Source organism: Nocardia araoensis NBRC 100135 (assembly GCF_000308435.1).
GTDB classification, from domain to species: Bacteria; Actinomycetota; Actinomycetes; order Mycobacteriales; family Mycobacteriaceae; genus Nocardia; species Nocardia araoensis.
In genome coordinates this window covers 1-13,281 of record NZ_BAFR01000079.1, presented here as the reverse complement: position 1 = coordinate 13,281, position 13,281 = coordinate 1, and the positions used below count along the sequence as shown (strand labels likewise).

The 13,281-nt window shown below is 64.3% G+C and carries 13 protein-coding genes and 1 pseudogene; 4 read left to right on the top strand and 10 right to left on the bottom strand.

Features of this window, described 5'->3' with window-relative positions; genetic code table 11:
- Positions 1 to 178: 178 nt before the first annotated feature.
- Positions 179 to 406: a hypothetical protein gene (locus ON21_RS40950; RefSeq protein WP_373281123.1), complete on the bottom strand. Its 228-nt coding sequence runs from the start codon at positions 404 to 406 to the stop codon at positions 179 to 181.
- A 948-nt stretch (positions 407 to 1,354) separates the two neighbouring features.
- Here ON21_RS40950 and ON21_RS41240 point away from each other — a divergent pair.
- A pseudogene (locus tag ON21_RS41240) lies at positions 1,355 to 2,448 on the top strand (IS110 family RNA-guided transposase).
- Between the two features lie 87 nt (positions 2,449 to 2,535).
- On the opposite strand, the gene paaE reads toward ON21_RS41240, so the two are convergent.
- The 9 genes from paaE to ON21_RS10470 all read right to left on the bottom strand — a co-directional run bounded on the left by paaE (position 2,536) and on the right by ON21_RS10470 (position 10,048).
- Positions 2,536 to 3,600: a 1,2-phenylacetyl-CoA epoxidase subunit PaaE gene (gene paaE, locus ON21_RS10510; protein WP_245562534.1), complete on the bottom strand. Its 1,065-nt coding sequence runs from the start codon at positions 3,598 to 3,600 to the stop codon at positions 2,536 to 2,538.
- Between the two features lie 117 nt (positions 3,601 to 3,717).
- A complete protein-coding gene (gene paaD / locus ON21_RS10505) occupies positions 3,718 to 4,227 on the bottom strand; it encodes a 1,2-phenylacetyl-CoA epoxidase subunit PaaD (protein ID WP_039797544.1) in 510 nt (169 codons plus the stop codon).
- Between the two features lie 2 nt (positions 4,228 to 4,229).
- The gene (paaC, locus tag ON21_RS10500) at positions 4,230 to 5,147 is read right to left on the bottom strand and encodes a 1,2-phenylacetyl-CoA epoxidase subunit PaaC (RefSeq protein WP_039797540.1); all 918 of its coding nucleotides are present in this window, start codon (positions 5,145 to 5,147) and stop codon (positions 4,230 to 4,232) included.
- 10 nt (positions 5,148 to 5,157) lie between these two features.
- A complete protein-coding gene (gene paaB, locus ON21_RS10495) occupies positions 5,158 to 5,478 on the bottom strand; it encodes a 1,2-phenylacetyl-CoA epoxidase subunit PaaB (protein WP_039797539.1) in 321 nt (106 codons plus the stop codon).
- Positions 5,475 to 6,425, bottom strand: a complete 951-nt coding sequence (gene paaA, locus ON21_RS10490) for a 1,2-phenylacetyl-CoA epoxidase subunit PaaA (protein WP_039797538.1) — start codon at positions 6,423 to 6,425, stop codon at positions 5,475 to 5,477. The genes paaB and paaA overlap by 4 nt, the downstream gene beginning before the upstream one ends.
- A 5-nt stretch (positions 6,426 to 6,430) precedes the next feature.
- Entirely contained in the window at positions 6,431 to 7,225 is a 795-nt protein-coding gene (locus ON21_RS10485) for an enoyl-CoA hydratase/isomerase family protein (protein WP_051020649.1), read from the bottom strand.
- Positions 7,222 to 8,097: a 3-hydroxyacyl-CoA dehydrogenase family protein gene (locus ON21_RS10480; RefSeq protein WP_039797537.1), complete on the bottom strand. Its 876-nt coding sequence runs from the start codon at positions 8,095 to 8,097 to the stop codon at positions 7,222 to 7,224. Before ON21_RS10480 ends, ON21_RS10485 begins: the two co-directional genes overlap by 4 nt.
- The gene (locus ON21_RS10475; RefSeq protein ID WP_039797536.1) at positions 8,094 to 8,831 is read right to left on the bottom strand and encodes an enoyl-CoA hydratase/isomerase family protein; all 738 of its coding nucleotides are present in this window, start codon (positions 8,829 to 8,831) and stop codon (positions 8,094 to 8,096) included. The genes ON21_RS10480 and ON21_RS10475 overlap by 4 nt, the downstream gene beginning before the upstream one ends.
- Positions 8,828 to 10,048 carry a thiolase family protein gene (locus tag ON21_RS10470; protein ID WP_039797535.1) on the bottom strand — a complete coding sequence of 407 codons (1,221 nt, stop codon included), beginning with the start codon at positions 10,046 to 10,048 and terminating at the stop codon, positions 8,828 to 8,830. The genes ON21_RS10475 and ON21_RS10470 overlap by 4 nt, the downstream gene beginning before the upstream one ends.
- Before the next feature lie 111 nt (positions 10,049 to 10,159).
- Between ON21_RS10470 and ON21_RS10465 the strand changes: the two genes are divergently transcribed.
- The 3 genes from ON21_RS10465 (at position 10,160) to ON21_RS10455 (ending at position 13,218) form a co-directional block, all read left to right on the top strand.
- The gene (locus tag ON21_RS10465) at positions 10,160 to 10,786 is read left to right on the top strand and encodes a TetR/AcrR family transcriptional regulator (RefSeq protein WP_039797533.1); all 627 of its coding nucleotides are present in this window, start codon (positions 10,160 to 10,162) and stop codon (positions 10,784 to 10,786) included.
- A 75-nt stretch (positions 10,787 to 10,861) separates the two neighbouring features.
- Positions 10,862 to 12,907 carry a phenylacetic acid degradation bifunctional protein PaaZ gene (gene paaZ / locus ON21_RS10460; protein WP_039797531.1) on the top strand — a complete coding sequence of 682 codons (2,046 nt, stop codon included), beginning with the start codon at positions 10,862 to 10,864 and terminating at the stop codon, positions 12,905 to 12,907.
- Entirely contained in the window at positions 12,904 to 13,218 is a 315-nt protein-coding gene (locus ON21_RS10455) for an EthD family reductase (protein ID WP_039797530.1), read from the top strand. The genes paaZ and ON21_RS10455 overlap by 4 nt, the downstream gene beginning before the upstream one ends.
- Positions 13,219 to 13,281: the final 63 nt, after the last annotated feature.

Genomic DNA, 13,281 nt, shown 5'->3' with positions numbered 1-13,281 from the left:
ACTGATGGACTCCTCTACCCCCTACCCGCTGACATGCATGACACGCAGAGAGTGCGCCGGCGCTTGTCCATCCGAACTGCCGCCGACGACGCTCGGACGTCATCTTCGGCCACCCAATGGGAATTGATCAAGCGGCGGTGGCTGTCCTCAATCGGAACTGTGGATTGCTCCTCCTCTGTCAAGCAGCGGTAGAAGTTTCGGCTGATTGGTGGTTCAGGTCGGCGATCATGGCGCGGTAGACGACGTTGGAGAGTCGGCGTTTGAGGATCCGCAGCGCCTCCATGCCGCCGTCGCCTTTGGCCTTGCGTTTGGCCAGCAGTGCTCGTGCGTCCGGGTGGCAACGTGCCTGCGTGCGAGCGATGCGGTGGAGCGCGGCGTTGAGTTGGCGGTTTCCGGTGCGGGACAGACGGTGGCGCGCTCGGTTGGACGACCAGATCCCGGCAGCGGTGCGCTGCCGTTGTGACGGGCGAAGGCGTCCTTGGATCGGAACCGGTCGACGCCGGCGGTCTCCCCGATGATCTTCGCCGCGGTCAATGCCGCGCAGCCGACGACGGCCAGCAACGGCGGCGCGATCTGTTGGACTCGTTCGCCGATCTCGCCGGCCAGCTCATCGATCTCGATGGTCAGCCGTCGGCAGTGTTGGATCAGGGTCATCGCCAGGCGGGCGACGAGCTCGTCGAACCGGGCCAAGTGGGCAGCGACGCGGTCGTAGGCGCTGGCGCGTTCGAGCTTGCCCGGCGGCAGCCAGCCGGGATCCAGCTCGTGCAGGTGCCAGCGCAGCCGTGCAATCACCCGGGTGCGCTCGGCAACGAGGTCTTCTCGGTGGTCGACCAGCAGCCGGAGCTCGCGTTCGTAGTCGATCGTGGGCTGGTGGAACCGTATCCGGACGATCACGGTGCGGTAGATCGCAGCGTTGAGCTGACGGTGGCCGCCGTGGGTGATGCGGTATCTGCCGCCGGTCATACCGGAGCCGGTGGGGACAGGGCTGAGGTGCGACTGGTACAACAACGCCCGGCGGCATTCCCGCCTGGACTACCTGACCCCGGCCGAATACGAGGCTGCCTACTACGCTCAACAACCACGACGCCGACCGGCGCTGGTCTGAAACCGAAGCCGGTCTCTTACCCGTCGACGGTTCACAGAGAGGAGCCGTTAGCGCCAGTGTCACGATCTACGGGTCACCGGTTCGCTCCACCGTTAGCTTCGCCTCCGTGGCTTGTATCTCTACTGCAGCCGGTTGACACCCAGGGACCGGCCGGCATGGCTTAAGAGGAGCGTGGCATCGCCCCTACTGGGGATTGCCTACCGACCGGTCCGTGCCATACCCGCAACCGAAAAGGGCTGACACGCACTAATGATCGTCATCGGGATCGATGCGCACAAGCGCACCCACACCGCAGTCGCCGCGGACGAACTTGGCCGCCAGCTATCTACGAAAACCGTCGGCACCACGAGCAACGATCACCTGAAACTACTGAAATGGGCGCAGACGCAATCGGATCCGGACAGATTGTGGTGACCGGTCCCCGATGATGCGACCACCTGGTCTCACTCATCGGGGACAGGTCAGTGGGCTATCGAAGATTGCCGGCATATGACGCGGCGACTCGAACGCGATCTGATCGCAGCCGGTGAATGTGTAGTCTGTGTTCCGCCCAAGCTGATGGCTCACGCTCGCGATGCGGCCCGGACTTACGGCAAATCCGATCCGATCGACGCGCTTGCGGTTGCTCGGGCCGCTCTGCGTGAACCGGACTTGCCGGTCGCTCGGCTCGACGGCATCGAACGTGAGATCCGACTGCTGGTCGACCACCGCGAAGATCTCGTGGCCGAACGCACGCGCATCATCGCCCGGTTACGCTGGCACCTGTACGAACTCGACCCGGCCTGGACGCCACCAGTCAAGCTCGAGCGCGCCAGCGCATATGACCGCGTCGCTGCATACCTGGCCAACTTCGACGGGCTCGTTGCCCGGCTTGCTGCAACCCTGGTCGAACACTGCCGACGTTTGACCGAGGAGATCAACAACCTCAGCGATGAGATCGGCGATCGAGTCCTACGGTGGCACCGTCGCTGCTAGCCATTGTGGGATGCGCCGCACTGACCGCGGCTAAGATCCTGGGCGAGACCGCCGGCGCCGACAGATTCCGATCCAAAGATGCCTTCGCCCGACACAACGGCACCGCTCCACTACCGGTCTCGTCATCCAACCGCGCCCGACATCGACTCTCCCGCACCGGAAACCGTCAGCTCAACGCCGCTATCCACCGGATAACTCTCACCCAGGCACGCTGTCACCCCGACGCCCGCGCACTGCTCGCCCAACGGAAAGCCGACGGCGACGGCGGAATGGAAGCGATGCGGATTCTCAAACGCAGACTCTCCGATGTGATCTTCCGCGCCATGATCGCCGACCAGAGAATCAACGAAGTCACCACCACTGCTTGACAGAGGAGCTGGAGATAGACCCGCCTTCCCGACATAGGCAGGGAAAAGCGGGTAGCACTGTTAGTGATGACTCCGGGTGTAGGTGGTTCAGGTGTCGAAGTCGACCGTGACCGAATCGCTGAGGGGATAGGTTTGGCAAGTCAGGACAAAGCCGTCGGCGACTTCGGATTCGTCCAGGGCGTAGTTACGGCGCATATCTACCTCGCCGCAGGCGATCTTAGCCCGGCAGGTACCGCACACGCCGCCTTTGCATGCGAACGGCAGATCCGATCTGATCTGCTCCGCCGCCTCGAGGATGTTCTGATCCCGACTCAGTTGCCCGGTGGCACTTCGACCGTCCAGAGTGATGGTGACGGTGCTGGTCGGTCCGTCGATACCCCGCTCGCAATGGGACACCTGGACCGGCGGGGCATCCTCGACAAAGAACAGCTCGTGGTGGATGCGCTGTTTGGCTATGCCGAATTCGGCGAGGACTTGCTGCGCGTCGGTCACCATGCCGAACGGCCCGCAGAGCCAGACGTCGTCGACATCGGCGATCGGAACGATCGAGGACAGGATGGCGCGCATCCGCTCGGCATCGAGTCGGCCGCTGAACAACTCGACATCTCGCGGTTCCCGCGATAATACGTGGATCACCTCGACGCGGGCGCCGTAGCGGTCCTTGAGGTCGGCGATCTCCTCGGCGAACATCACCGACCGGACGCGCCGGTTGCCGTAGAGGAGAACGACTTCGGCCTCCGAATTTTCCAGCACGGAACCGGCGATCGACAGCATCGGTGTAATACCGGAACCTGCGGCGATCAGCAGGTGTCGACCACCGGCAGCCGGATCGGCGACGAATGTCCCGCTGGGGCCCTGCACCTCAATGCGATCACCGGCGCGCACCTCATTGACCAGCCAGGTCGAGAACAGCCCGTCCGGCACTTCCCGCACCCCCACGCGTGGTGCGTGCCCGATCGGGGCGCAGATCGAGTACGATCGGCGATGCTCGACGCCTTCGACGATGCGGCGCAGGGTCAGCGACTGGCCCGGATCGAACGTGAACTCGTCGGCGAGCTCGTCCGGGATATCAAAGGTGACCGCCACCGCGTCGTCGCAGAGCCGCTCGATATCGGCAACGGCCAGCGACCGGAATGGCCGGTTGCGCGGCATGGACCGGGTCCTTTCGCTCCGGGGTTCTTTCTGCACTGGCGCACTCATGCCTACGCCTCGCTGGCGATCAATTCGGTGACCACGTTGGCGGCTGTGTTGATTGTTCGCTCGCTCATGTCAGATTTCCTTCACGTGGTCGAATGGCTCGAGGCACGTCGTGCAGCGGTACTGGGCCTTGCACAGTGTCGCGCCGAACTCGGATACGAGCCGCACATGCGCGGATCCGCAGTTCGGGCAGACGAGGTCGCGTGGGCGTGCGGTGAGCGTCAGCGGAGTGGGGCCCGATGTGCGCGTGGGCGCGGGTGCCGGCAGGGAGTAGCCGAACTCGCGCAGCTTCCTCCGCCCCTCGTCGGTGATCCAGTCGGTGCTCCATGCCGGTGCAAGGCTGGTGTCTATGCGGACTTGCGCATAGCCGTTGCGTCGCAACGTGTTTTCGATGTCGACTCGCATCGCCGCGATCGCAGGGCACCCCGAATAGGTCGGTGTGATAGTCACGACGACATGATTCTCCTCGGTGACCTCGACGCGACGCACGATGCCCAACTCTGTGAGGGTGAGAATCGGCATCTCAGGATCGAGCACGGACCCGACCAGATCGCGGGCGCTCGCCCGCGTCGACGCGGACATGATCACCACTTCCCCTCTGGATGGGCGCGGGCGACGCTCTGCATTTCGGTGAGGAGTAATCCCAGCGCCTCGGTGTGCACGCCGTGACGGCCCGAGCGACCTCCGACCGTTCCGATAGCGACCCCGTGCGGTGGACGGAGCTCAGCCGCGTGCAACACCTGGACCAGCACACTGTCGAATTCCGCGCGCACTGTGCTCGGATCGACCCCTACGCCAACAGCGGCCAACACCGATTCGGTGTTGGTGCAGACGAACAGCTCAGGGATGAACGGCCAGATGAATTCGATCGCCTCGCCCATCCGGCGCCGCGACTCCGTCGTGCCGCAGCCCAGTGTGACGGCCCAACGTGCCGCGTAGTCACGGTGATAGGTCAGTTCCTTCGCACCCTTGTGCGCCACCGCCGCCAGCACCGGGTCGCGGGAATCGCGCAGATTTTCGAACAGCGCCAGGCGCCAGGTCGAGAACACGAGGGTCCGGACAATAGTGCGGGCGAAGTCGCCGTTGCCGACCTCGACCAGTCGCACACAACGGAACTGCTCCTCGTCGCGGAACAAAGCCAGAGCGTCTTCGCTGGGCACCGGAGAAGATTCGGAGATGTATGGCACGATCGAAGGATCCGCCGCCGCCGCGCGAGCCAACAGTAGGCGCGCCTGACCGAGCAGGTCGAGCCCGATATTGGCTAGCGCGACCTCTTCCTCCAATTCCGGTGCCTGCGTGCTCCATTCGGCGAAACGCTGTGCCGAGATCAGGGCGTCGTCACCAAGCATCAGGCAGTAGTGTGCGAGCGCGGGCAGATCGACTTCGTCAGGAACGGTGGTGTCGACGCCAGCCAGCGGGTCGTCGAAGCTGGTGCCGAAAGCCCAATGTCCGTGGCTGTCCTCACCGATCAGGCCGCTGAAGGCGTTGTCGTGATTAATCATGGTCTCTGCCTTACATGTGCGGAACATTGTCGGGTATGTCGTAGAACGTCGGGTGGCGGTACACTTTGTCGCCACTCGGCGCGAAATATGAGTCCTTTTCCGACGGGCTGGATGCAACAATCGAATTGGATGGCACCACCCAGAGACTCACTCCTTCATTGCGCCGGGTGTACACATCACGCGCGTGCCGCAATGCCATCTCGTCGTCCGCTGCATGCAGCGACCCGACATGAACGTGGTTGAGTCCTCGCTTGCCACGCACAAAAACCTCGTAAAGCGGCCATTCGGCCTTGATCGGCGACGATTCGGCGGTGGACTTGACGTCCGTCATTGTTCTGAGCCCTTTCGCTCCCGTGCGGCGAAGGCCATCGCGGCCTCACGCACCCAGGTGCCGTCCTCATGTGCTTTGCGGCGACTGGTGATTCGCTCGACATTGCAGGGGCCGTTGCCGCTGATGACCTCGGCAAATTCCTGCCAGTCGGGTTCACCGAATTCGTAGCTCCCACGTTCGGAGTTCCATACCAGGTTCGGATCCGGAAAGGTCACCCCGAGCGCTTGCGCCTGTGGCACAGACATGTCGACGAATCTTTGACGCAGTTCGTCATTGGTGTGCCGCTTGATCCGCCAGAGCATTGACTGCTCGGTATTGGTCGACTGATCATCGGGCGGACCGAACATCATCAGCGCGGGCCACCACCACCGGTCGACCGCTTCCTGCACCATACGGCGCTGTGCCTCGGTACCACTCATCATTGTCATCAGTAGCTCGTAGCCCTGCCGCTGATGGAACGATTCTTCCTTACAGACCCGGATCATCGCCCGGGCATACGGTCCGAAACTGCTGCGGCACAACGGCACCTGGTTGCAGATCGCCGCGCCGTCCACCAGCCAGCCGATAACCCCGACATCGGCATAGGTAAGCGTCGGGTAGTTGAAGATCGACGAGTATTTCTGCTTGCCCTCGATCAATTTGGCCGTCAGATCGGCCCGGTCTACTCCAAGTGTTTCGGCGGCCGAGTACAAGTATAGGCCGTGGCCTGCCTCGTCCTGCACCTTCGCCATCAGAATGGCCTTACGGCGCAGCGACGGTGCCCGAGTCAGCCAGTTTCCTTCCGGCTGCATCCCGATGATCTCCGAGTGCGCATGCTGGGCGATCTGGCGGATCAGCGTCTTGCGATAGCCGTCGGGCATCCAATCGCGGGGTTCGATCCGCTGGTCTCGCTCAATCGTGTGATCGAATCCTTGCTGAAGTTCCGCCAGTGGTATTGTTGCAGTCATACGAATCACCGTCCGTCGAAAATCGGCTGGGTTTTGGCTAGGAAGGCTTCGACCGCCGCGCTGTGGTCGCGGGTCACGCCCAACATTTCCTGAGCGATTCGTTCGCGCTCGAGCGCATCGGCCAGCCCTGCGGACGTTGCCTGTACCAACTGCTTGACGTGCTGGTACGCCCGGGTGGGGCCGTGCGCGAGGGACCGTGCAATTTCCGCGGCTGTGGTTTCAACCTCGTCGTCGGCAACCACCCGGTGCACCAATCCCCAAGCATGGGCTTCGATAGCGGTGAATCGGTCGCCGAGCATCAGCAAGCCCGCAGCCCGGCTGGCGCCGATCGCATGGACCAGTGCGTGGGTCAATCCTGAATCGCTGGCTAGTCCGATACCGGTGAAGGCGGTCGCGAACTTGGCGCCGGTGCCGACCACTCGGATATCTCCGGCCAGCGCTATCCCCAGTCCCGCTCCCACACATGCGCCGCGAATGGCGACGACGACGGGAACCGAGAGCTCCGACAACGCCTGGATGAGCGGATTGTAGTGCTGGCCAACAGTTTCCATCGCCGTTGTCGGATCGGCGCGCAGGGCATCGACATGTTCGGCGAGGTCCTGTCCGACACAAAAGTTCTTACCCTCGGCGTTCAGTAGCACCGCGCGCACCGCCGCGTCGTCGGCGACTCGGCGCAGCGCCTGGAGCAGGCCGAGCTTGGTCGCGGTGTCGAGGGCGTTCGAGGCCGCGGCACGCGAGAGCGTGATGGTGGCCAAGCCGTCGGCAATGCGGGTGATGACGGCGCTGTCGTTCGAGGTCATGCCCATCCTTCCATCGGCGCCCAGGTGAAGAACCCTTGACCGGTCTTGCGCCCCAATTCGCCGCGCTCGACCTTTTCGCGCAGCAGTCGAGGTGGCTCGAAGCGCGGTCCGAGGGTAGCCGCCAGATGTTCGGCGATAGCGAGGCGCACATCGAGACCCACCAAATCGGTGGACCGCAGCGGGCCCATGGGGTGGCGGTAGCCTAGTTCCATGGCGCCGTCGATCGCCTCGGCATCCCCCACGCCCTCTTCGAGCATGCGGATCGCTTCGAGTCCGAGACCGACGCCGAGGCGGCTGGTGGCGAATCCTGGCGAATCATTGACCAGGATTTCGACCTTGCCCAGCGCGGCGACCCAGCCCCGGACGCGCTCGACCACCAAATCCTCGGTGGTCGCGGTTCGGACAATCTCCACCAAGACCGAGGTCGGAACCGGATTGAAGAAGTGCATCCCGATAAATCGGCTCGGATCCTGCAGTGCGGCACCGAGTTCCGCGATCGATAGCGAACTGGTGTTGGTGGCGATCACCGCCTCGGGGCGCACGATTTTGTCGACCGCCGTCAGCACGTCGATCTTGAGCGCCGGGTTCTCCGGAACCGCTTCAATCACCAGATCGAGGTCAGCGGGCAACTCCGTGGGCGCGGCGACAGTGGATACCCTCGCGAAGATGTCGATCGGCTTGACGTCACCAAGCTTTCCGCGCGCTTGAGCCTGACGGAGTCCGCGCGCGACCCGGTCCATGGCCGCAGTCTGGTCTTCCGCCTCGGCGATGACAACCTTGCTGCCACGTGTCGCGAATACCTGCGCGATGCCCGCGCCCATGCGGCCGCCGCCCACCACGGCGATCCGAGCCGGTATCTGTGTTTCGGTCATGCCTGCTTCTCCAGGAATGCGGTCATGCGGGAGTGCTTGTCTTCGGTCTCGAACAGCACCGCCTGTGCGATGTCGTCGGCGAATGGATGCGAACCCGGCGCGTCGACAATGGTTTTCGTCAGTCGCAGCGCCAGCGGCGCAAAGGGTGCGATGCGATCGAGAAGTCTGTGCGCCGCGATCACGTGGTCACCAGGACCGGTGACCTCCATGACGAGCCCGGCGTTCAGCGCGCCCGCCGCATCGAGAATGCGTCCACCGAGCAGCACCTGCTTCGCGATGGATGCCCCGACCAGCAGCGGCAGGCGGTAGCTCGCGCCGGCGGCAGCGATGATGCCCAGCCCCGGCTCCGGATTACCGAACTTCGCGGTGCTCGTCGCGATCCGAATGTCGCAGGCATATGCCAGTTCGGCGCCGCCTCCCAAGGCGTACCCGCTGATGGCAGCGACGGTGGGCAATGGCAGCCGTCCGATCCGGTCGAACAGGTTGCGGTTGATCCCGGCCAGTGCATCGTCGCGGGTCCGGGCACGCAACTGGGCGATATCCGCGCCTCCGGCGAAATGCTCGCCACGTCCGGTGACAAGCAACAGCTTCGGTGCACGCTCCAACTGCACGCAGACATCGTGCAGCTCGGCGATCATCTCGGCGTTGATGGCGTTGCGCTGCGCGGGACGGTCGAGGATCACGACCATGCGGTCGTCGCGTTCCTCAACCTTCAGCGTGGCGTAGGGGCTCATGGCGCCTCGATCAACATCGCGACGCCCTGCCCGACCCCAACACACAGCGTAGCCAGACCACGGTGTGCACCCTCCCGCTCCATCCGCCCCACCAGCGTGAGCAGGATTCTCGCGCCCGAACAGCCGAGCGGATGACCCAGCGCGATGGCGCCGCCGTCTGCATTGACGATCCGCTCGTCGAGCTTCAACTGCCGAATCACCGCAAGCGACTGCGCGGCAAACGCCTCGTTCAACTCGACCGCTTCCAGCTCCTGGATCGACCAACTCGCCTGCGCCAGTGCCTTCCTGGTAGCTGGCACGGGACCGAGCCCCATCACATTCGGCGCCACACCGGCGCTCGCGCTCGTGACGATCCTGGCGCGCACTTGCAGCCCGTAACGCTCGACTGCTTGTGCGCTGGCCAGGACAAGTGCGCTCGCGCCATCCGACAGCGGTGAGGAAGACCCCGCGGTGACGATGCCACCTTCACGGAAGACAGGTGTCAACCTCGCCAACTTCTCCAGGGTGGTGCCGCGGCGCGGAACCTCGTCGACATCGAGAACTCCGTCCTCGCGCGGTACCCCAACGATCTCCCGGTCGAAGTGCCCAGCATCGGCAGCCGCGACAGCGCGCTGCTGACTACGCAACGCGAAGGCATCACTCTCCGCCCGCGTAATGCCTTCCAGGGCAGCTACTTCCTCGGCGGTCTCCCCCATCGTCAGGGTTATCTTGCGAGTCTGCGGACCCGGGCCCGCCGGTATCGCGTTATCGGCGGCGACGAACTTCGGATTCGTGAATCGCCAGCCGAGAGAGGTATCGGCAACCTCGCCCGGACGTGCCCATGGCGTACCAGGCTTGGCCATCACCCAGGGCGCGCGGGTCATCGACTCGACGCCACCGGCCACGATGACGTCCGCTTCGCCGCTTCGAATCGTGGCGGCGGCGGATACGACAGCCGTTAGGCCACTCGCGCACAAGCGATTGACCGTGTAGCCGGGCACGCTGTCGGGAAGCCCCGCGAGCAGCACGGCCATCCGCGCGACATTCCGGTTGTCCTCACCGGCTTGATTAGCCGCGCCCAACACGACCTCGTCGATGGCCTCCACCGGCAGACCGGCCCGGCGCACCGCCTCGGCGACGACGAGGCCTGCTAGATCATCTGGCCGGACCCCAGCCAGAGCGCCGCCGTATCGGCCCTGCGGTGTCCGCGCACCGTCCACGAGGAAGACTTCGCCCATCGCTGCTCCTTTTCGGCTCCTACCCAGAATTATTAACCGAACATTCGGTCAGTATCAAGGCGCAAACTGGCGCATCGGAGGGTTCAGCGGGCGATGCGTCAAGATGGACAGATGACAACGGCGCGTGTAGCCCACCGAACCGGACGCCCCGGCAGACCCGGGTACGACCTCGACTCCCTACTGGCGGTCGCGGTCAAGGTGTTCAATGACAAGGGCTACGACGGCACCAGTATGGAGGTGCTCGCCAAGCGGCTCGGAATCACCAAATCGGCTATCTATCATCATGTTTCGAGTAAATCCGAGCTGCTCGAATTGGCATTGGCGCGCGCGCTGAACGGCCTGTTCGCCACCACGACGGAAGAGCGGGCCATCACCGGGCGCCACGTCGACCGGCTCGAATACGTCGTCCGCCGTAGCGTCGAAGTCCTCGTAGCAGAACTCCCCTATGTAACCCTGCTCCTACGCGTACGCGGAAATACCCCGGTCGAGAAGCGCGCACTAGCGCGCCGCCGCGAGTTCGACGCATTCGTCAGCGGACTGGTCCAAGCCGCCGCCGACGAAGGCGACCTCCAGCCAGATATCGATCCAGCCCTGGTCAGCCGCCTGATCTGGGGCATGATCAATTCGATCGTCGAGTGGTACCGCCCCCGCAACGATGGCTCGGTCGACGAACTTGCCGACACCGTTGTCGGGATCGCCTTCACTGGGCTGCGCCGGACCGGATCCGGCGCCTCATAGCCCTCGCCACTTGACAGAGGCCCCGCTGTCGCGGATCGTGATTACTGACCGAATGTTCAGTTGATCGGAGTGTTGATGAGTGAGCTGCTGCAAAGCTATGTAGGTGGGCGTTGGTACACCGCGCCCGACCAGGGCATGCCTTTGCTCAGCGCGGTGGACGGCAGCGAAGTGGCTCGGATCTCGTCCACCGGCCTCGACCTCGCCCACATGGTCGACTACGCGCGCACCGTCGGCGGGCCAGCGCTGGCCGCGCTGAGCTTCCATGAACGTGGTGCGGTCTTGAAGGCGCTGGCTCTGGTCCTGATGGCAGGCAAAGAGGAGTTCTACGCACTCTCTGCCGCCACCGGCGCGACCGCACGGGATTCCGCCGTCGACATCGACGGTGGTTTCGGAACCCTGCTCAGCTACGCGAGCAAGGCCCGCCGCGAGTTGCCCAATAACACTATCTATCTCGACGGCGCAGTTGAGCAGTTGGGTAAGGAGGGCACGTTCTTCGGCCAGCACATCTACACATCCCGTCGCGGCGTGGCTGTGCAGATCAATGCTTTCAACTTCCCTGTCTGGAGCTTCCTCGAGAAGCTGGCGCCCGCGTTCATCGCCGGTGTGCCGTCGATCGTCAAACCCGCCAGCCAGACCGCTTATCTCACCGAGCTCGTCGTGCGCCGGATCATCGAATCAGGACTGCTTCCCGAGGGGTCCCTACAGCTGTTATGCGGTAGCGCCCAAGGCTTGCTCGATCACCTGTCCGGCCAGGACTCGGTGGCGTTCACGGGCTCGGCCGACACAGCGGCGACACTGCGCGCTCACCCGAAGGTTCTGACCGAGGGCGTGCATTTCAATGCCGAAGCCGATTCGCTGAACGCGTCGATCCTGGGCCTCGATGTGACCGCAGGCAGCACAGAGTTCCATCTCTACGTCAAGCAGCTCGTCACCGAAATGACCGTGAAAGCTGGCCAGAAGTGCACGGCGATTCGCCGCGCTTTCGTACCCGAGGCGCTGGTCGACGATGTGGTGGCGGCAGCATCGGCCCGGTTGTCGAAGGTGGTCGTCGGCGCTCCCGGCGCCGAGGGCGTGACGATGGGTGCCCTGGCCGGCCTCGAACAGCGCGAAGAGGTCCGCAAGGCGATCCGCGGCCTGACCAAGTCGGCGCGTGTCGTCTTCGGCAATCCCGAGGAGGTCCACGTCGTCGGCGCGGATGCCGTGAGCGGCGCGTTCCTGTCCCCGATTCTGCTGCGCTGCGACGACCCGAACGCCGTCGAGCCGCATGAGATCGAGGCGTTCGGGCCGGTCAGTACCGTCATCGGTTACCGCGACACCGCCGATGTGATCGACCTGGCCGCGCGAGGCAAGGGCAGTCTTGTCGCCTCGGTGGTAACCGCGGATTCGGCCATCGCTCGCGCGCTCGTGCTGGGCTTAGCCTCGCACCACGGCCGGATTCTCGTACTCGACAGCGAGGACGCCGAGGAGTCGACCGGACACGGCTCACCACTGCCTGCGCTGGTACACGGAGGCCCGGGACGCGCCGGCGGCGGTGAGGAACTCGGCGGTATCCGAGGAGTGCTGCACCACATGCAGCGCACGGCCGTGCAGGGAACTCCGAACGTGCTGACCGCGGTCGGGCGACGCTGGGTGACCGGCGCGAACCGGTTCTCGGACGAGGTGCACCCGTTCCGCAAGAACCTCACCGAACTCCGCCTGGGCGACACCATCATCAGTGGACCACGCCGCGTGACCCACGCCGACATCGCGCACTTCGCGGAATTCACCGGCGACACCTTCTACGCACACACCGATCCCGAGGCCGCAGCCGCCAATCCGCTCTTCGGCGGCATCGTCGCCCACGGATACCTGGTCGTATCCCTGGCCGCCGGGCTGTTCGTCGACCCCGCACCCGGGCCGGTCCTGGCCAACTTCGGCGTGGACAACCTGCGCTTCCTCACACCGGTCAAGGCCGATGACGAGCTCACGGTGACCCTCACCACCAAGCAGATCACCCCCCGCGCCAGCGCCGACTACGGCGAAGTCCGCTGGGACGCGACCGTCACCAACCAGGACGGAAATGCCGTCGCCACCTACGACGTGCTGACCCTCGTCGCCAAGCCCGACGGAGACACCGAATGACCTATCAGATCACGATCTGCTACGGAAAGCCGGACGATCCCGTCACATTCCACGAGCACTACCGCACGATGCACATTCCGCTCGCCCGAAAGGTGCCTGGTTTGGTGGGCTACACCTTCGCGAAGTGCAGTTCACTGGATGGCTCCGAGCCCGCGTACTACGCCGTCGCCCAACTGCAGTTCGACACCGAAGACGATCTGCAGCAGGCCCTAACTTCCCCCGAGCTGAGGGCGGCGGGTAGGGATGTACGCAACTTCGCCACTGGCGGAGTTGCCATGTACATCCAGAGCATCCAGTCGGTTCTGTCGTAGCTGATTACAGGCCGCGGACTCGCAACATTCCGTGGCCTGCACCATTAGCCTCAATACCGTCTA